The organism is Mesorhizobium sp. W067 (assembly GCF_054719525.1).
Genome location: NZ_JBTTII010000001.1, coordinates 2802583 through 2821974 on the forward strand (window position 1 = coordinate 2802583; position 19392 = coordinate 2821974).

Consider the following 19392-nt stretch of genomic DNA (forward strand, 5'->3'; position numbering starts at 1 on the left):
ATCAGGTGGTTGAATCAGGTCTCGAGCAAGGGCGGCTAACCGGCTATTCCGATTCAGTTTTTGATGCTGACAGAACCATGGCGATTGGCCGAAGCATCTCAGCTTCATTCACGTGCGAAGCAGGCGCGAAGCGCCGTCGCGGAGACCCGAGGATGACGAAGGCGCTGAGGCCTCCGCCAATTGGCGACGTATGCGCACCCTCAAACACCGACCAGAAACCTAATGAACCGCCGCATACATGATCTTCTCCTCCGTCGCCTCGGCGGGCGAAAACTCCTCGACCATGCGGCCCTGCCGGCACACCAGAATCCGGTCCGACAGGTTCATGATTTCCGGCAGGTAGGAGGAGATAACGACGACGGCCAATCCCTCGTCGGCCAGCCGGTTGATGATCTGGTGGATCTCGGCGATGGCGCCCACATCGACGCCGCGCGTCGGCTCGTCGAAGATCACGATACGCGGCTGCTGCACCAGCCCCTTGCCGATCACCACCTTTTGCTGGTTGCCGCCGGAAAGCTCGACCACGCGGGCATTGTCGTTGATCGCCTTGATGTTCAGCGTCTTCGTCCATTCAGCGGAAAGCGTGCGCATCTCCTGCTGGTTGATCACCCAGGCCTTTTCGCGGCCCGCCGCCAGGAGCCCGCCGAACAGGTTCTCGGCAACGCCCATCGTCTCGAAAATGCCCTCGCTCTTGCGGTCCTCGGTAACATAGACGATGCCGTCGGCGACCGCTTCGCTCGGCACGATATAGCGCACCGGCCGGTCGTCCAGCTCGATGGCGCCGCCGCGCAGGAAATCGCGCTTGTAGATGCCGGAGACGATCTTGAAGGTCTCGGTGCGGCCGGAGCCGATCAGCCCGAACACACCGGTGATCTGTGCCTGAAAGATCGAGAAGGAGGTGTTGCGCACGACATTGCTCATCGAAATGTCCTGCACCGACAGCACCTTCTTGCCGGCCTTGCGCAGCCTGGCCTCGTCGCGCTGGCGGTAGATCTGTCCCGACAGCGTACGCCCGACCATGGCGGCGACGATCTTGTCGCGGTCGAAGGCCGATGTGTCGTCGGTGATCACCAGTTCGCCATCGCGCAGGATTGTGATGCGGTCGGCGATCATCAGCGCCTCTTCCAATGCATGGCTGATGAAGACGATCGAGACGCCGTTCGCCTTCAGCCGCCGGATCAGTGCGAAAAAGTGCCGCTTCTCCTCCGGCGTCAGCGTCGCCGTCGGCTCGTCGAAGATGATGATCTCGGCATTGTGGTGAACGGCGCGCGCGATCTCGACCATCTGACGCTTGGCCGCGCCGAGCGTTGCCACCATGGCGTTCGGGTCGACCGGGAAGTTCAGCGATTGCAAAAACTGTTGCGCCGAAATGTAGGTGCCGCGCAGCCGGTTGAGAAACTTTTCGGTGCCGAGATAGAGGTTCTGCGCCACTGTCATCGACGGCACCAGGCTGGTCTCCTGGAACACCATGGCGATGCCGGCCTCGAGCGCCGCATGCGGCGAGGCGTAGGCGATCTCGCGGCCTTTGTGGAACATCTTGCCTGAGGTGGCGTCGACGACGCCGGCGATGATCTTGGTCAGCGTGGATTTGCCGGCGCCGTTCTCGCCGAGCAGCGCGTGGATTTCGCCCTTGCGCAGTTCGAAGCTGACTTGTCTGACCGCGGGCACGCCGCGATAGTTCTTGGTGACATTTTCCAGGCGCACGATCGGTTCCATCAGAGACCTCCTGCGTCGATGGCCAGCACGCAATCGCCGCCCCTGGAGGCGATGAACAGGCGGCCGTCCGTTTCCGCCACGCTGCAGATGCCATGGCGCGTGCCGTCGGCGCGGCTGTGCAGGCTGAATTGCGGCTGCATGTTCTGATCGAGCCTGACCACCAGCCCATAGGAGCGGCTCGGCGACCAGGGCTTGTGGATGCCCATGGTGCGGATGCCGCCACATTGCAGCGGTTCGAGGAAGCTGCGGTTGGAGGCCAGCGCCGGCGCGATCCAATAGGCCGGCGGCACCTGGTCGATCATGTCGCGCCGGTAATGCGTTTCCTGCAGCACGAATTCGATCAGCCGGTTGCGCGGCGCGAATAGGGCCAGCCACGCGCCGCCATCGCCGGCCGGCGCAAGGCGCGCGGGATAGCCGGGCAGATGCGTCAGCACGGTCGAGCGGCTACCGGTTGCACCATCGAAGCGAACGAGCTGGTGACGCCAGCTTTCGCTGACCAGCACATCCCGCCCCGTGGGATAGAGCCCATAGGGAAAGGCGATCTCGCCGGCCACTTTGCGGAACCCGCCGCCGGCTGCGTCCCGCCTCCAAAGCGATCCGGACGCGCCCTTCTTCATCAGGTCGGCGGCCCATAGCGACGGCGCATGCTCAGCCGAGCCATTGGCCAGCCACAACGTGTCGTCCTCGGCATAGGCAAGCGCGGTGATGCAGCTGACGCCAGACGGCAGCGAAACCTCCTTGCCGGCGACCAGCAGCTTGCCGCTCTCAAGTCCGACCGTCAGTTCTCCCGACAGTGATAGAGCCAGCGCAGTGATGGGGGAAGGAAAGGTCTCGACAACCTTCGGCTCCACTCCTGCGGCAAGCGAATAGATGGCGTTGCCGCTGGAAGCGAGCAGCCGGCCATCGGCAACCAGAAGATTGTCGGGCTCCGTCAAATCGGCGAACACTGGCGCCTCGTCCAGCCGCGTGTTGGGACGGAAGGCACCGTCGAGCGGTGGGATGGTCACCGCCTTGCCACGAAACAGGTCGAGCACAGGATCGAGGATCATGGCTTCGCTCCCCAATAAGAAGCGGAACTGGTCCAGTTCGGGTCGGCGCCCGCAATCTTGTAGCGGCCGATGCGGTTGTTGAGGATGCCGCCGACGAACAGGAAACCCTTGTGCTCGCGCATCGAGGTGACCATCGGATGCGCGCCGCCGGTGAGGTCGCCCATCGCCTCGACAATGCCACCCTTGTCGTTGAATTTCACCACGCCGCCGGTGTTGATGTTGGGGAACAGCCACTCGTCCTGCGGCAGCCGGCGCGTCATGCGCTTGCGCATATCGGGATGGCGCAGCGACAGGTCGAAGCTGGGCGTGCGCATGCCGAGCCACGCCATCCAGTAATTGCCGTCGGAGGCGCGGTTGATGTTGTCGGGATAGCCCGGCATGTCGCGGATGACGCATTCGGCGGCGCCCGCCTTTGGCCCTTCCAGCCAGTAGCGGTGGACGCGGCAGGCCCAGCTCTCAGCGAAGAACAGCGACTTACCGTCATGCGCCATGCACACGCCATTGGTGTAGCGGTAGCCGTCGAGCAGTGTCTTCGTCGAACCGTCCTTCGGGTCATAGACCAGCAGCCGGCCGGTGGCGCGGTTCTCGATCGAGTCCAGCGCCCAATCGTGCGCGTCATAGCGCTTGGTGGAGTCAGTGAAATAGATGCGCCCGTCCGGCGCGATGTCGCAATCATTGGGGTCGCGCAGCCGCGCATCGTCGACGATCGAGGTCCAGGAGCGCGACGTCTCGGCCGACAGGCGCTTCACTTCCCGATCCGGCGAGACGGAATAGAGTCCCATGGCGCCGACGCAGCTGATCAGATTGCCCGATTTGTCGAAGGCCAGGCCCAGCGGAAAGCCGCCGATGTGGGCAAACACCTCCGACTTAACGTAATCCGGCGCGAAGAAGCGGACGATCTCGCCATGGCGCGTGCCGCAATAGAGGTGATCGTCGCGGTCGAGGATGACGTCTTCCGGCCCTTCCAACTCGCCGAGCCCGATATGGTCGGCCGCCGACAGCCGGTTGTCGAGCGCGTAGGGCGTGCCTGAGCCCGGCACCGCAGACTGTGTCTCGCCCATCTTGAGATAGACCGGCGCGACATAGACTTCGTTGAGCACCTTATGGCGGTTCTTCAGCCAGCGAATGTCGATCGTCACCGCCACCGCCAGCATGATGCCCAGCACCATCTGGTTGGTGCCGGTGCCATAGCCCAGCCGGATCAGCCCGTTGGTCATGGTCAGCACGATGATGGCGCCCATCAGCCCCTTGATGACCGAGCCGCGGCCACCACCCAGGCTGACGCCGCCGACCACCGCCGCCGTCAGCGCCATGATCTCAAGGTTGAGGCCGGTGCCCGGCCCTGCCCCACTCAGGCGGCAAGCGATCAGGAAGCCGCCAATCGAGGCGCAGAAGCCGGAAAAGACATAGGTCATGAACACGGTGCGGCGCACGCGAATGCCGGCATTGTGCGCCGAGCGCCTGGATCCGCCGACCGCCAGCACATGCCAGCCCGGCCGTGAGCGCGTCAGCGCGATATGGGTGACGATGGCAAGAATGATCGCCAGCCACACCGAGACCGAAAGCCCCCAGAAGGTGCTGTCGCCGATGAAGTCGAGCACATCGGATGTCGCCTGGGAAAGCTGCACGTCTGCGGCATAGGTGGTGACGAGAATATCGAACAGCGCCCGGCCAAAAATGAAGGTGACCAGCGTAGTCAGAAAGGCGCGCAGCCTGAGATAGCCGACGAGGTAGCCGTTGACGGCGCCGAAGATGAGCCCGGTGGCAAGCGATGCCGCCAGCGCCAGCCAGATAGACTGTTCGAGGATGAAGAAGACATAGACGGCGGAGAAGCAGGACAGCGCGAAGATCGAACCGACGGACAGATCGATGCCGCCGCCCAGCATCACCACCGTCATGCCGGTGACCACCATCGAGAACTCGCCGAGCTGGCGGGTCGATTCCTGCAGCGAGGTCAGCTTGAAGAAGCCGGGAATGATCGAGCCGAACACGCTGAGCGTCGCCACCAGCGCCAGGAACGGAATGGCGTTGTCGGTCCAGCGTTTTGTCAGGATTTCGCCGACCAGATGGTCGGGCACGAGATTGTAGCGCCATGACTGGAGGCGTTCGCGAAAGGACATCGGCGGCTGCTATTCCATGAGGGAACGAGGTGACCGGATTGTCCAGCCACCTCGTTTATTTCAGTCGAAAAAGCGCGGCTTACTTCGCCGCCGCTTCGGCCTGCAGCGCCTTCAGGTCCCAGCAGCTGTCGGGCTTGAGGTCGGCCTTGGTCGTAGCCTTCTCCAGTGTGTAGATGTAGGTGTGCGACGTGCCGGCCGGCTGGCCGCTCTGCAGCAGGAACTTGATGATAGCGTTCATGTCGCCGGACTGGCGGGCAAGGTCTGTCATGACAACGGCGCCGTAAGTTCCGTCCTGCAATTTGTCGCAATCGGCCGCCTTCTCGCCGCCGCCGGTGGTGACCAAAAAGACCTTGCCGTCGAGCTTGGCGTCGCGGATGGCGGCGGATGCGCCGGTGGCGTCGCCATCCCAGAAGTCGATGATCGAGCAGATGTCGGGGTTCTGCTGCAGCATTGTCGTCGTCACGTTGCGCGACGTCGTCGGATCCCAGTTGGAGTCGGGCTTGGCCACGACTTTGAAGTCGGGGTGCTTCTCCAGCACCTTCATGATGCCGGCATACTGGTAGAGACTGGACGAGTTGGCCTGATCACCCTGCACAAGGCCGATCTTCTTCGACGAATTCTCGCCGCAGCCCTTGATCGCCGCTTCGGCCTCGAGTTGGCCGAGCCGGTCCCAGTCACTGCCGACAAAGGCGTCGGCCGGGAAGTTGGCGGGATTGTCGACCAGTATGACGTAGGTGCCGGCGGCCTGCGCCTTCTTCATCAGCTTGGAATAGGAGTTGAGATCCGGCGCATGGATGATCAGCACGTCCGGCCTTGTGTCGGACGAGATCGCGTCGGTGATCGCCTGTGCACCGGCATCGACGACCCAGTTCGGATCGCGTGTTTCGAAGGTGCCGCCCCAGGCCTCGACTTCCGTCTTCAGATAGTGCGACCAGCCCTGCGCAAGGTCGAAGCCCATCGCCAGCGGCACCAGCATGACGCGCTTGCCCTTGAGCGCCTGCGCGTATGCGGCCGGGCCCGGATCGTCGGCGGCGAAGGTCGGCGCGACGAAGGCGGTAGCGGCAAGCGCCGTGGCGGCCGCCATCAGTGTTCTGATCAGTTTCATGTCACATCCTCTGTTTTTCACTTATTGCCGGCCGGTCGGCATGACCCGGTCGGGTACCCCTTAGATGTCGCCCTGCTGCGCGGTCTGTTCGTCACGCGGATTGATGATGCCGTCGACGATGATGGCTCCGAGCAGGATCGCCGCCTTGATCAGGTTTTGATAGAGCAGCGGAATGTCGATGATGGTCATCGCGTTCGACAGGATGCCGATCAGTGCAGCGCCCACCAGCACATTGCGCACCCCGCCCCGCCCGCCGGAAAGGCCGATGCCGCCGATCACCGCCACCAGCACGATGTCATAGAGCAGCGTCGAGTTGACGACGCGGGTGTTGATCGAATGCAGGCTTGCCGCCGTGAGCAGGCCGGCGATCAGCGCGACAAAGGCCGAAACCACATAACGCAGCACCAGCATTGGCCGCACCGGAATGCCGATGTTGCGCGCGGCGACCGGATTGTCGCCGGCGAAATAGATGTAGCGGCCCCATTTGGTGTAGCGCAGGAACAGGAAGAACAGGAAGGCGAGCCCGGCGAAGACGAACACTTCGATCGGAATGTCGAGGAAACGCAGGCCGCCGAGCAGCTCCACCCAATGGCCCTGAGGCACCGGCACCGCATCCTGCGTGATCAGTTGCGAGCGGACATAGCCGAAGACGAAGGAGCCGGTCGCCAGCGTCACGAAGATCGCCGGCACGTCGGCATAAGCGACGAGAAAACCGTTGAGCAGGCCGATGGCGAGCACGCCTGCCAGCACATAGGCGAAGGCGAGACCATCAGGCGTTCCGGCGTTGAGCAGTTGCAAATACCAGGCGACCGACATCGCCATGATCGCCACCGCCGACAGGTCGATGCCCCTGCCGATTATGACGACCGCCATGCCGAGCGCCAAAATACCCAGCACCGACACCGAGCGGACGATGGCAACGAGATTGTTGGCAGCGATGAAACCAGGCAGCCCAATGGCAGCGGCGACGAACAGCACCACGGCGATGGCAAAGACAATGCCTTCCTGGTTCAGGCTCCTGAAATGTGGCCAGCCAATCGTGTTCATGTCTGCATTCGCCCCGATGGCAACTCTGCCACCCCTTCCGAAGAAAGCTAATCGGCTCGGCGCCGCTTCGTCAAATGAATCCGCGCTCGGAACGCCCGTTGGCAGTGATAATCTTCCAGTGGACGCACCGATTGCTAGAACTGGCGCAATCCTAGGAAAAGGCTGCGCTTTTGGCATTCCGTTGCGCCATTGCGCGTATGCGCAAAGGTGCCGTTCTGAGGCGAAAGCACAAGGCGGAATTAATTGCCGCCTGAGCGGCGAAAATCGCGAATTCAGGTCCTGGTCAGGTGGCCTGAAACTTCGGCGCCTGCGCCGGGCGGCAGCACGAGGAACCGCAACGCCGCCACCAGCCCGATGGCGCCGATGACCAGGAAGGCGATGCGAAAATCGACGAGGTCGAGCGCCGGCCGGCCCCTGACGATCTGCGACAGGTTGAGGATGGCAGCCGCCACCGCTACGCCGAACAGCATCGATATCTGCTGCAGCATGGAGGACAAAGTCGCCGCCGAGTTGCGCTGCGCGGCATCGATGTCGGCGAAGGCCAGAGTATTCAGCGCCGTGAACTGCATCGAGCGCGTCAGGCCGGCGATCAGCATCAGCGCTACCACCAGCGCCTGCGGCGTCTCCGGCGAGATCGCCGCGCACGCCATGATCGAGGCCGAGGCGATCAGGCCGTTGACGACCGTGACCGTGCGAAAACCAAAGCGTCGCAGCATCGGCGTCGTCACCGTCTTCATGCCGAGATTGCCGAGGAAGTAGGCCACGATCATCAAGCCGGCATCGACCGGCGAAAGGCCAAAGCCGACCTGAAACAGCAGCGGCAAAAGGAACGGCGTGGCGTTGATCGCCACGCGAAAAATGGTGCCGGCGGCAAGCGTCGAGATGGCGAAGGTCTGCACCCTGAACGCGCTGAGATCGAGCAGCGGATGCGGCGCGCGCCGGAGATGCCGCACCGCCAGCCAGCCGATGACGATGCCGGCGGCAACCAGCAGCACGGCGGGCAAGGCGCCGTCTTCCGGATGTGCGATGCGCTCAAGGCCGTAGAGCAGCAGCGCGAGCCCCAGCGACGTGAGGAAAAACCCCGGCCAATCCAGCGGCTTGGGATCGGCCGCGCGGTCGCCCGGAATGAAGCGCGCGACCAGCGCCAGCCCGACGAGCCCAAGCGGGATGTTGATGAAGAAATTCCAGTGCCAGGAGAGATAGGTTGTGATGAAGCCGCCAAGCACCGGCCCGACCACGGGCGCAAACAACGCCGGCCAGGTGATCAGCGCCGTGGCGTTGAGCAGCTCCGACTTCGACGCATTGCGCAGCACAAGGATGCGGCCGACCGGCGTCATCAGCGCGCTGCCCAGGCCTTGCACGACGCGAGCGGCAACGAACTGAGGCAGACTTTGCGAGAAGCCGCAGGCCAGCGAGGCCAGCGTGAACAGTACGATCGCCAGCAGGAAGATGTTGCGCGCGCCGAAGCGGTCGGCAAGCCAGCCCGACAGCGGCACGAACACTGCCATGGTCAGCATATAGGCGGTGATGCCGATGCTCATCGCCACCGCCGGCACGCCGAAGGATTGTCCCATCTGCGGCAGCGAGGTCGAGATGATCGTCGAATCCAGCAGCTGCATGAAAAACGCGATGGCGACGATCAGCGCCACGCGCCGCGCATTGCTGGCGGTTACGGCGGAAGCCTCGGTGTCGGGAACGGCAGTCATGGCGAACCGCGTTGAACAGCATATGGCTGGCCCCGTCCAGAGCTTATCCAACAAACTTCCGTGTCGGCTCGCAGCCTGTTATGGATGGGCGGGCGGCCAAGGACATTGCATGAAGCCTATCTATATCGACTACCTCAATGGCCTCGATATCGAAGCCCTGGAGATGACCGACGGCGAAATCATTGCCGCTGTCGAAGCCGGGCTTATCGCGCAAGGCAATGGCCAGACGGTGATCGAGCCGCGCGTCCATCTTGAACCCGCCCCTTCCTTCCATGGCCATTTCAACGTTCTGCGCGGCTACGTTGCGCCGCTCGATACGGCGGGCGTGAAAATCGTCGGCGACTATGTCGACAATTATCTGCACGGGCTCCCTTCAGAATTTGGCATTCTAAACCTGTTCGATCCGCGCACCGGCACGCCGCGCGCCATTCTCGACGCCACCGTCATCACCGACATGCGCACCGGCGCCGTCACCGCTATCGGCGCCAAACATCTGGCGCGCAAGAACTCCAAGGTGCTGGCCCATATCGGCGCGCGCGGCACCGCCTACTGGAATGTGCGCCTGCTCGACCATCTCTTCGACTTCGACGAGATCCGCGTCCATTCGCGCCGCCCGGAAAGCCGCGACGGCTTCGCTGCCAAACTCTCGGCCGGTCTCGGCAAGAAAGTTACCGCGGTCGCCGACTGGGAGAGCTGCGTCAAGGGCGCCGACATCGTCGTCGAGGCCTCGCGGCTGCCGGAGCCGCAGCCGCTGCTCAAGACCGAATGGATCAAGCCCGGTGCGCTGGTCGTGCCCTATGGTACGATGAGCGCGGTGGAGCTGTCATTGACCGACATCATGCAGAAAATGGTCGTCGACGACTGGGGCCAGTGCAAAGGCGGCAAGTTCGGCTCGCTGCGCGCCCATGTCGAGACCGGGCGGCTGAGCGAAGCGACGCTGCACGCCGAGCTCGGCCAGATCGCTGCCGGTCTCAAGCCGGGACGCCAGAGCGACGACGAGACGATCCTGTTCTGGCATCGCGGCCTGTCGCTGTCCGACATTGCGCTGGGCAAGGCGATGCTGGCCAAGGCTGCTGATAAAGGCATCGGCCAGAGGCTGCGCTTCGCATGAGCGCGCTCGTCCTCACCGGCGCCGGCGTCAGCGTCGAGGATGTCGCGGCGGTCGCCCGCGCCGGCCGCAAGGTGGAGGTTGAGCCTGCTGTCATCGAGAGGCTCGACAAAGCGCGCAAAGTGCTCGACCAGGTGGCCGCGTCCGGTCAGCAGATTTACGGCCTCAACACCGGGCTCGGTGCCAATCTCGGCACGTCGGTCGAAGGCGATGCCAGTGCCTTCCAGCGCCAGTTGCTGGAAGGGCGCAGCGGCGCTGTCGGCGAACCGTTGCCCCAAGAGGCGGTGCGGGCGACCATGCTTGCGCGCGCAGCGATGCTGGCAGTCGGCGGCTCCGGCATTTCGCCGGCGGCTTTCACCGCCCTTGTCGATGCGCTCAATGCCGGCGTGCATCCGGTAATGCCGCAGTTGGGCTCGATCGGCGCCGGCGATCTCGTGCTGATGACGGCGCTCGCCCGTCTGCTGACCGGCGACGGCGAAGCTGACTATCAGGGTCGGCGCATGCCGGCGGCCAAGGCGTTGATGATGGCGCGGTTGGCTCCGATCAGCCTGGCGCCGAAAGACGGCCTGTCGCTGATCAACGCCTCGGCCGTTTCAACCGGCAGCGGTGCGCTGGCGCTGGCCGACGCGCTGGCTGCCTTTGTGCAACAGCAGCAGGCCGGCGCGCTGACCATGGAAGGGTTTGGCGCCAACCGCACCATCCTCGATCCGCGCCTGCATCTGGCGCGGCCGGCAGCCTGCCAGCAACTCGCGGCCAAGGGCTTGCGCTACCTGCTTGCCCGCGACGAAGAGCCGGCGCCGACCACCCTGCAGGACCCGCTGTCGATCCGCTGCATGCCGTCGATCCATGGTGCATTGATCCAGGCGATCGACCAGGCGCGGCTGGCGCTGGAGATCGAACTCAATGCCGCCGCCGACAATCCGCTGGTGCTGGGCGATGACGGGCTGGTGCTATCGACCGGCAATTTCCACACCGCATCGCTGGCACTCGCCTTCGAGACGCTCGGCCTGGGGATCGCGCAATGTGCCGCGGCAAGCGTTGCCCGCTTGATCCAGCTCGCCGGCTCCGGCCGCAACGGCCTGCCGAAATATTTGTCGCCGGTCGGCGGCGCCTCGGCCGGTTTCGTGCCGCTGCAAAAGACGGCAACGGCAATCCTGGCCGGCATCCGCCACAAGGCCAATCCGGTGATGCTGGATTTCCTTCCCGTGTCCGAAGGCGTCGAGGACCATGCGACGCAGACCCCTCTGGCGGTGTCGAAATGCGCCGAAATGATCGCGCTATGGCGCCGGCTGATCGCCTTCGAACTGATGGCCGCCGCGCAAGCCGTCGATCTGCGCGATAGCCTCAAGCTGGCGCCCGGCACCGCAGCGATCCATGCTGCGGTGCGCGCGCATGTGGCGATGCTGAGGGAGGACCGGCCGCTGGGAACGGATGCCGAGGTACTCCATGCCATGCTCGCCGACGGAACATGGCAAGGTGCAGCGATGATCGGCAAGGAGGCCGAGTAGTCAGCCCTTTGCGTCCACCCGTTTCATGAACAGGCTGAGCTCGGCCGGATCCATGCGCACGACATGCCTGTCTTCCGGATAGGCGCCGCTATCGACGTCGGCGACATATTCGGAAAACGCCGCGACGCGTTCCGCCTGCAGACGATCGTACTCGGCGGCGAAGTTGCGGTAGACCTTGGAATGGCGCGGCATGTGGCCCCGGTTCTGGCCGAGAATATCGTCGGCGAACAGATATTGTGCGTCGCAGCCGGTGCCCGCGCCCATCGACAGCATGATCAGCGAGGTCCGTTCCGAGATCGCCTTCGCCACCTCGATCGGCACCACTTCGATCTCGGCGCCAAGCGCTCCAACGGCCTCATACTGCTTGACCGCCTCAAAAATCTGCATGGCGGTGTCGGCGGTCTTGCCGACGGCCTTGAAGCCGCCGGTCCAGGTGGCGCGGGACGGAATGAGGCCGACATGGCCGATCACCGGAATGGCATCGTCGGTAAGCCGCTTCACGGTGGCAAAGCCGGCGCTGCAATAGACCGCATCGGCGCCGGCCTTGTAGAGCCGGAACGCCCAGCGCAGGAAATCGTCTGCCGTTCCGATCTCATAAAAATTCTCGCCCGGCATGGTGAACAGGCTGGGCGCCGCATCGCGATACTCAGGGTTGAGCACCAGCTCGGGCGGCACCGAGACGATATCGACCCCTGCCCGCTCGGCAGCCTCGGCCTCGTCCATGGTCAGAACGCGCAGCATGGTCAGCTGGCGCTTGCCCTTCATGGCGCGCAGATCGGCGACGGTCGGTCTCTTTCGGCTCATCGGGATGTCCCTGTTGGCTGGTTGCTTTTCCCGGTCACCTTACCGGCCCCGTAACAGGCCGGATAGAAGGCGGGTGGTTTATTCGCTACTCGGCCGCCGCCGACATATCGAGCTCGTGAAATTCACCGCGATAGGGCCGCGCCGTCGGCGGCAATTCGCGCTTGAGGAAATAATCCTCGTACCGCAGCTGCTTCAAAAGCACCGGCCAGACTTCGCGATAGGCATGCCACATCGACGGGTTCGGCACCGGCAGGTCGTGCTTGATCAGCTCGTGCAGTCTTGGCAGCGCATGATAGGGCACCATCGGGAACATATGGTGTTCGACGTGATAATTCATGTTCCAGTAGATGAAGCGGCTGACCGGGTTCATGTAGACGGTGCGCGTGTTCAGCCGGTGGTCGACGACATTGTCGGCCAGGCCGATATGCTGGAGCAGGCCGGTCAGAACCATGTGCCAGCTGCCATAAAGACGCGGCAGGCCGATCAGCACCAGCGGCAGCCATGAACCCAGCGCGATCGCGAGGGCGATCGTCGCAACGTACACGGCGGCATGCCAGCGCGCCGCCGTGATGGCCTTGCCCTGTTCGGTCTCAGGAATGTAGCTCTTTTCGTCGTCCGACAGCTTGCCCAACGCCTGGCGCGCCAGGATCGGCAGCGAATAACGGAAATCGAGAATGCCGGTGAAGGCAAGCGCCGCCTTGACCAGATTTGGCGGCCGCATTACCGCGATCTCGGCGTCACGGCCGACGATGATCGTGTCGGTGTGATGCCGCGCATGACTCCAGCGCCATTGCACCGGATTGCGCACCACCATGAAGCTGGCGATTTCGTAGATCGCATCGTTCATCCAGCGTGTGCGGAAGGCGGTGCCATGGCCGCATTCGTGCCAGCGCGAATCGCTCGACGATCCATAGAGCACGCCATAGACGAGCAGGAACGGCACCACCCACCACGTGCCCCAGAACCACACGATGCCGGCGGCCGAGCCCAGGATGGCTGCGATCCAGATCACTGTATCGCGGATCGGCGGCCCGTCGGAGCGCTGCATCATTTCCTTCATTGCCTTGCGCGGCACGTCGGTGTGATACCACTCGGCCGAGGCCAGCCCGGTCTCGATCGCCCGGCGGGTGCTTTCGCCGACCAGGCCGTAATCGCGCTTTGTCTTGGCCGCCGTCGCCATCACCGTCTCGCCTACCTCAAAGCCCGTTGGCGCGGAACTTCCCGTCGAGAAATGTTTTCGCCCGCGGCACGTCGTCCTCGGTCAGATGCTCGATGATAACAGGGATGTTCGGGTGCTTCTCACTGAGCCGCTGCAGATAGAGATCGTAATTCAGCGATCCCAGCCCGGGCGCCGGCAGCTCGATCTCGCCCACGCCGCGGAAGGTCAGCCCCTCATGCGCGTCCGCGTCGCCGATATCGGCATGCTTCTCGGTCTTGTCGCTGCCTGAGCGCTTGACGTCCTTGGCGTGCGCGATGCGGATCTTGTCGGCCAGCGTGTCGAACACCTGGTTCAGCACCTGGTCCATGCGGTCGATATTGTGCACCTCGAAATAATTGGTCGGATCCATCAGCAGGCCGAGGCCCGGATGGTCGACCTGCGCGAACATTTTGACCGTCTCCTCGACCGAACCGACGACATTGTTGACATAGGTTTCGAGCAGGAACACCGCGCCATGGTCGTAAGCCGTCTGGGCAAGATCCGAGATCACCTTGCGGCATTCCTCGAAGCCTTCCTCGGTCTTGTTTTTGGGATGATGCACCCAGTCGGATTCGGTGTTGTAGGTGCCGGTCTCCGAGATCACGTAGGGCGAGCCGAAGTCGCGCGCATTGCGGATGATTTCCTTGAGATAGCCGACGCGCTTCTCGCGCTCGGATTTGTCGGGATGGATGATGTTGGTGTAGCCCGAGATGCAGCAGACCGGCAGATTGTGGTCGCGAAACGTGTCGCGCACTGTCCTCGCCTTGTCCCCGGTGATCTGCCCGGCCGTGAGATCGACATCCCTGAAATGCATGTCGAGCTGCACTGTGTTGAAGCCGAGTGCACGGATGCGGCGGGCGGCCTCCGCGAGCTCATAGGGGAAATAGCCGGTGAAGATACCTGCCTGCATCATGATGTGAACTCCTCCCGGTAAGCGATTCAGCCGCCACACTATTCGGCGGCATGTTCAGTCGATCGATATCTCGGACAGTTTGACGGTGCGGCCTTGCGCCATCGAGCGGTAGCCCGCCTCGACCAGTGCCATTGTCTTGACGTTATCGGCGACGGAGAGCGCCGGCGGCGCGCCTGTCTTCACCGCATGCTGCAATTGCTCCATCACGCCGATGAAGGCATGCGGGAACCACATCGTGTCCCAGCTCGGGCTGACCCATTCGCCGCCGGTCGTCTCGGTCGACGCATAGGTCAGCGTCGAGGCAGCGCCTTTCGGCCAGCCGATCGTGCCCTTCGCGACACCCTTGGTGCCGTCGACCCGCCAGTTGATGTGCTGGTCGTCCTCATAGCCTTCCTGGCGCGGTCCGGACCAGACATCCTCCAGCGACACGGCGAGCACGCCGGAGGGAAAGCGCAGCGTCGAGACGGTGATGCCGTCGCTATGCTCGAATGTAGTGCGCGGGTCCTTGCGTGTCAGCGTGGCGATTTCCGAGGGATCGCCGAACAGAAAGCGCAGCACGTCGAGATGATGCACGCTCATATTGGCGAGCGTCAGCCGGTCGTAGTCCTGAAGGAACCCCTGCCAGTGCGGGATGGCGTGCATGTCGATCTGCGCGAAGACGATGTCGCCCAGTGCGCCGCTGTCGATGATCTGCTTCAGCACGCGCATCGACTGGTCGTAGCGCATGTTCTGGTTGACCGAGAGGATCTTGCCGGACTTTGCGGCTTCGTCGCGCAGTTTCACGGCTTCATCGACCGACAGCGCCAGCGGCTTCTGCGCCAGGATCGCCTTGATGTGAGGCTGCTTCAGCGCATGGCGGATCAATGCCGGCTGCTGGTCGGGTGGAAAGGCAAGGTCGACGATCTCGATCTCGGGATTCTCGATCAGTTGTTCCGGCGTGTCGTGGATGGTCGGAATGCTCCAGCGTGCAGCTACCTTCTCGGCGCTGGCCTTGGTGCGCGAAGCGATGGCGACGACTGGGAAACCGGCCTGCGCATAGGCGGCAAGATGGCATTCGGCCATGATCATGCCGGCGCCGATGCAGCCGATCCGGTATTCGCTGGTGCGAACCCTTACATCCGGCTCGAAACCCTGGCCTGCCATCCATTCCTCCCTGGAGGACGGATATAACGCCATGGCCCGTCGATCAGCCAAGGTCCGCTCCATCAATTCCCATCAGAACCATGACGGGGTGACGGTGCGAACTAGTTTGCGGCAATCAGCACGGTGCTTTCCGGCGACCAGCTGAGCACCACATCCTGGCCCTCGGCCAGCCGGTCATTGCCGGTATTCTGGACGATGACCTTCAGCGTCTGGCCCGCGCGCTCGACGAAATAGGTGCTGTTGTTGCCGGCGAAGATGCGCTGGGAGACCTGGCCCTTCAGCGCGTTGGCATTGGCCGCATCCGCAACCCCGGCAGCGGTGGCGATACGAATGCGTTCGGGTCGCACCGCGCAGCTCGCCTTCGCGCCGGCGGCAAGCCTGTCGCCTACGCCGGCAACGATCGCCGTGCCGTCAGGCAGGCGGATACCGTCGCCGGTCGCATCGCCACGAAAAATGTTTGCGTCGCCAAGGAAGGTGGCGGCGAACTCGCTCTTCGGTCGGTCATAGATCTCCTCCGGCGGCCCCTCCTGCACGAGCCTGCCATCGCGCAGGATGCCGATGCGGTCGCTCATCGTCAGCGCCTCTTCCTGGTCGTGGGTGACGAAGATGGTGGTGATGCCGATCTCGCGCTGGATGCGCTTCAGCTCGATCTGCATGTCGACACGCAGCGCCTTGTCGAGCGCGCCGAGCGGCTCGTCGAGCAAAAGCACGCGCGGCTTGGTGACGATGGCGCGCGCCAGCGCCACGCGCTGGCGCTGGCCGCCCGAGAGCTGGTGCGGCCGGCGCTCGCCGAGCTTGCCGAGTTGCACAAGGTCGAGTGCGCGCTGCACTTCGGTGGCGATCGTCGCTTTCGCCTCACCGCGCACCGACAGGCCGAAGGCGACATTGTCGGCGACGCTCATATTGGGAAACAGCGCATAGTTCTGGAACACCATGCCGATGCGCCTTTTCTCGACCGGCACGCGCTCCACGCTTTCACCGCCGATGGTGATGCGCCCGCTATCCGGAAAATCGAAACCGGCGATTTGCCTCAGCAGCGTGGTCTTGCCGCTGCCCGATGGGCCGAGCAGTGCATAAAACCCGCCATCGGCGAAATCGATGGAGACATCGTCCAGCGCCTTGTGCGCGCCAAAGCTGCGCGAGGCGTTCGATACCTGCACGCCGGCCATTATTTCTCTCCGCCGAATTTGAAGAAGCGCGCCGTGAGCAGCATGAGCGCCATCGACACGACAATGATGATGGTCGAGACCGCGTTGATCTCTGGCGTGAAACCCTTGCGGATCGCGGCGTAGATTTCGACCGGCAGCGTCGTCTGTCCCGGCGTCGCCAGGAAGTAGGAGACGACGAACTGGTCGAACGACACGGCAAATGCGAACAAGCCGCCGGCAATGACGCCGGGCATGATCCACGGCAGCGTCACACGCCTCGTCACTTGCCACTGGTTGGCGCCGAGCGAGCGCGCCGCCTCTTCCAGCTCCGGTGCAAAAGTCTGCAGCCGGGCCGAGACGACGACGATGACATAGGGCAGCGCCAGCGCCACATGGCCGAGCAGGATGGCGAACAGGCCGCGGCCAATGCCGACGCCGAAGAAGAAGATCAGCATCGCCGTGCCGGTGATCAGCCACGGAATGGCGATTGGCGGAAACAGCAGCGCCTGCAGCACTTTCTTGCCGCGGAAATCATAGCGGAACAGCGCTAGCGAAGCGGCCGAGCCAAGCACCACTGAGATGAGCGTGGTGATGACCGCGATCTCGAGGCTGTTCCAGGTCGCCGCGATCAGCTGGTCATTCTGCCAGAGCGAGGCGTACCATTCCGTCGTCCATTCGAACGGCAATTGGTAGAACGGCGAGACGTTGAACGACATCAGCGCCATGATGATGATCGGCAGATAGAGGAAAGCGAGCAGCAGGAAGATGTAAAACCGGCCCAGCCCGTGGAGGATGCGGGTGGTCTTCATCAAGCAGCCCTCCGCAGCACCGGCGAGGCAACCGCCAGGATCACCAGCACCACCGCCAGCAGGATGAAGGAAAGCGCCGCGCCCAGCGGCCAGTTGAAGACGGCGACGAACTGGTCCTCGATCACCGTGCCGTAGAACGTGCCGGTGCGGCCGCCGAGAATGCGCGGCTCCATGAACGAGCCGACGACGGGCACGAAGATGAGCGCAGCCCCTGCCACCAGACCCGGCATCGACAGCGGGATGATCACTCGCTTCAACACCTGCAACCGCGAGGCGCCGAGCGAACGCCCGGCCTCGATCAGCGAGTCGTCGATCGCCTGCAGCGTGAGGTAGCAGGTCAGCACCATATAGGGCACGTAGGAGTGCACCAGGCCGATGATGACCGCGGGGTAGGAATACATCAGGTCGATGTTGATCTTGAACGGCAGCACGGCATTGAGCGCCGTGTCGAGGATGCCGCCCTCGCGCAGCACCATCGCCCAGGAGAAGATGCGCACCAGGCCGTTCGACCAGAACGGCAGAATGACCAGCAGGAAGATCGCCTCGCGGCTGCGGCCCTTCAGCACCTTGGCCAGCACATAGGCGGCGGGATAGCCGATGACGACGCACCACAGCGTCACTTCGAGGCCAAGCCGCAGCGAAGCGAGCAGCAGCGTCAGATAGAGGCTTTGCGAGAAGAAGGCGGCATAGTTGCCAAGCGTGAACGCCCACGGCTTTCCCGACAGCGGCAGGTCGGTCATGAAAGAGAAAAATACCATGGCCGAGAGCGGCAGGAAGATCGCCACCGTCAGCCAGAGATAGGCCGGCGCCAGCAGCGGCAGAGCCGATCTCAGCCCGCTGCGCGACGCAACCGCGCCCTGTACTGCCATGATACCCTCCTCCCCAGGATTGAAGGGCCAACCGGCGCGAACCGCCGGCTGGCCCGGACGCGAATCTACTTCACGTCGACCTTGAGCTGCTGCCACAGCGCCAGATAGGCCTCGCGCTGCGCGTCGGTGATCGGCGCCTGGAACTGGATGCGCTTGGCGACCTCGGGATCGCCCATCACCTTGCGGTTGAAAGAGTCTTCAGGCAGCGCTTCCACCGCCTTGGTGTTGGCCGACACCGGAGCGCCGACCTTGGTGACCCATTCGACGTAGAATTTCGGATCGATCATCCAGTTGATGAAAGCCTGTGCGCCTTCAACGTTCTTCGAGCCCACCGGGATCGAGAAGGCATCGAGCCAGGCGACGGCGCCTTCCTGCGGAACGACCAGCGAGACCGGCAGCTTGAAATGCGTCTTGGCGCGGTCGGCCGAGCCGCTCCAATAGGTGCCGATGTCGATCTGGTTGGAGGCGACCATCTGGTTCCAGTCGTTCTCCGAGCTCCAGAAGGTCTTGATCTGCGGCATCAGCGAGGTCAGCTTGGTCTTGACCGCGTCCATATCCTTGATGTCGTTGATGTTCTGGCCGGTGGCGATGGCGCCGAACTGCACCGCTTCGACAGCGTCGTCGCGAATGACGACCCGGCCCTTATGCGCTGGGTCCCACATTTCGGCGATCGAGGTCGGTGGCTTGTCGAAGGACTTTTCGTTGATAGCCAGCGCCGTCAGGCCCCACACCCACGGCACGCCATAGACCTTGCCGTCATGGTCGAGCATCGGCGATTGCGCCTTGTCCTTGCTGATGTCGGCATAGTTCGGCAGCTTGGAGGTATCGATCGGCTGGATCAGCTTTTCCGCCATCGCCTGATCGTTGAAGGCGGCGTTGATCATGACCACGTCATAGAGGCCCGGATTGGTGCGGATCTTGGTCAGCATTTCCTGTTCGGAATTGAAGAAGTCGTTGACGACCTTGTTGCCGGTCGCCTTTTCGAAGGCTTCGATCGCCCACGGCTCGTCGGCGCCGTAGCCCTTCCAGTTGAGCACATGCACTTCGGCGGCACTGGCGGCCAGCGTGAGCGCGGAGGTGATGACGGCGGTCGCCGTCAGCAGGGCAGTCAGTCTTGGCATGCGCATGTTCGTTCCTCTCTTGTTTGCC

The 19392-nt window shown here is 63.5% G+C and carries 16 protein-coding genes; 2 read left to right on the forward strand and 14 right to left on the reverse strand.

Annotated elements, in window-relative coordinates; genetic code table 11:
• Positions 1-219: 219 nt before the first annotated feature.
• The 6 genes from ACYG97_RS13770 to ACYG97_RS13795 form a co-directional block, all read right to left on the reverse strand.
• The gene (locus tag ACYG97_RS13770; RefSeq protein ID WP_023733138.1) at positions 220-1716 is read right to left on the reverse strand and encodes a sugar ABC transporter ATP-binding protein; all 1497 of its coding nucleotides are present in this window, start codon (positions 1714-1716) and stop codon (positions 220-222) included.
• Positions 1716-2765: an SMP-30/gluconolactonase/LRE family protein gene (locus ACYG97_RS13775; protein WP_023733139.1), complete on the reverse strand. Its 1050-nt coding sequence runs from the start codon at positions 2763-2765 to the stop codon at positions 1716-1718. Before ACYG97_RS13775 ends, ACYG97_RS13770 begins: the two co-directional genes overlap by 1 nt.
• Positions 2762-4885 carry an ABC transporter permease gene (locus ACYG97_RS13780; protein ID WP_023733140.1) on the reverse strand — a complete coding sequence of 708 codons (2124 nt, stop codon included), beginning with the start codon at positions 4883-4885 and terminating at the stop codon, positions 2762-2764. Before ACYG97_RS13780 ends, ACYG97_RS13775 begins: the two co-directional genes overlap by 4 nt.
• 79 nt (positions 4886-4964) lie before the next feature.
• Positions 4965-5990, reverse strand: a complete 1026-nt coding sequence (locus ACYG97_RS13785) for a sugar ABC transporter substrate-binding protein (RefSeq protein ID WP_023668177.1) — start codon at positions 5988-5990, stop codon at positions 4965-4967.
• A 60-nt stretch (positions 5991-6050) separates the two neighbouring features.
• Positions 6051-7037 (reverse strand): ABC transporter permease, encoded by a 987-nt coding sequence (locus ACYG97_RS13790; RefSeq protein ID WP_023733141.1) that lies wholly within the window; start codon positions 7035-7037, stop codon positions 6051-6053.
• 272 nt (positions 7038-7309) lie between these two features.
• Entirely contained in the window at positions 7310-8743 is a 1434-nt protein-coding gene (locus ACYG97_RS13795) for a DHA2 family efflux MFS transporter permease subunit (RefSeq protein WP_023733142.1), read from the reverse strand.
• 109 nt (positions 8744-8852) lie between these two features.
• Between ACYG97_RS13795 and ACYG97_RS13800 the strand changes: the two genes are divergently transcribed.
• The gene (locus ACYG97_RS13800; protein ID WP_023733143.1) at positions 8853-9854 is read left to right on the forward strand and encodes an ornithine cyclodeaminase family protein; all 1002 of its coding nucleotides are present in this window, start codon (positions 8853-8855) and stop codon (positions 9852-9854) included.
• Positions 9851-11359 (forward strand): HAL/PAL/TAL family ammonia-lyase, encoded by a 1509-nt coding sequence (locus tag ACYG97_RS13805; RefSeq protein WP_023733144.1) that lies wholly within the window; start codon positions 9851-9853, stop codon positions 11357-11359. Before ACYG97_RS13800 ends, ACYG97_RS13805 begins: the two co-directional genes overlap by 4 nt.
• Here ACYG97_RS13805 and ACYG97_RS13810 read toward each other — a convergent pair whose 3' ends face one another.
• From ACYG97_RS13810 to ACYG97_RS13845, 8 genes are all read right to left on the reverse strand, one after another.
• Positions 11360-12163 (reverse strand): 3-methyl-2-oxobutanoate hydroxymethyltransferase, encoded by an 804-nt coding sequence (locus ACYG97_RS13810; RefSeq protein WP_023733145.1) that lies wholly within the window; start codon positions 12161-12163, stop codon positions 11360-11362.
• Between the two features lie 85 nt (positions 12164-12248).
• Positions 12249-13343 carry a fatty acid desaturase family protein gene (locus ACYG97_RS13815; protein ID WP_460221587.1) on the reverse strand — a complete coding sequence of 365 codons (1095 nt, stop codon included), beginning with the start codon at positions 13341-13343 and terminating at the stop codon, positions 12249-12251.
• Between the two features lie 16 nt (positions 13344-13359).
• Positions 13360-14274: a sugar phosphate isomerase/epimerase family protein gene (locus tag ACYG97_RS13820; protein ID WP_460221588.1), complete on the reverse strand. Its 915-nt coding sequence runs from the start codon at positions 14272-14274 to the stop codon at positions 13360-13362.
• Positions 14275-14328: 54 nt separating this feature from the next.
• The gene (locus ACYG97_RS13825; protein ID WP_460221589.1) at positions 14329-15417 is read right to left on the reverse strand and encodes a Gfo/Idh/MocA family protein; all 1089 of its coding nucleotides are present in this window, start codon (positions 15415-15417) and stop codon (positions 14329-14331) included.
• A gap of 101 nt (positions 15418-15518) precedes the next feature.
• A complete protein-coding gene (locus ACYG97_RS13830) occupies positions 15519-16586 on the reverse strand; it encodes an ABC transporter ATP-binding protein (protein ID WP_023733147.1) in 1068 nt (355 codons plus the stop codon).
• Positions 16586-17374: an ABC transporter permease gene (locus tag ACYG97_RS13835; protein ID WP_023733148.1), complete on the reverse strand. Its 789-nt coding sequence runs from the start codon at positions 17372-17374 to the stop codon at positions 16586-16588. The genes ACYG97_RS13830 and ACYG97_RS13835 overlap by 1 nt, the downstream gene beginning before the upstream one ends.
• Positions 17374-18243: an ABC transporter permease gene (locus ACYG97_RS13840; protein WP_023690767.1), complete on the reverse strand. Its 870-nt coding sequence runs from the start codon at positions 18241-18243 to the stop codon at positions 17374-17376. The genes ACYG97_RS13835 and ACYG97_RS13840 overlap by 1 nt, the downstream gene beginning before the upstream one ends.
• A 65-nt stretch (positions 18244-18308) precedes the next feature.
• On the reverse strand, positions 18309-19370 hold the full coding sequence (locus ACYG97_RS13845; RefSeq protein ID WP_023733149.1) for an ABC transporter substrate-binding protein: 1062 nt from the start codon (positions 19368-19370) through the stop codon (positions 18309-18311).
• Positions 19371-19392 lie beyond the last annotated feature (22 nt).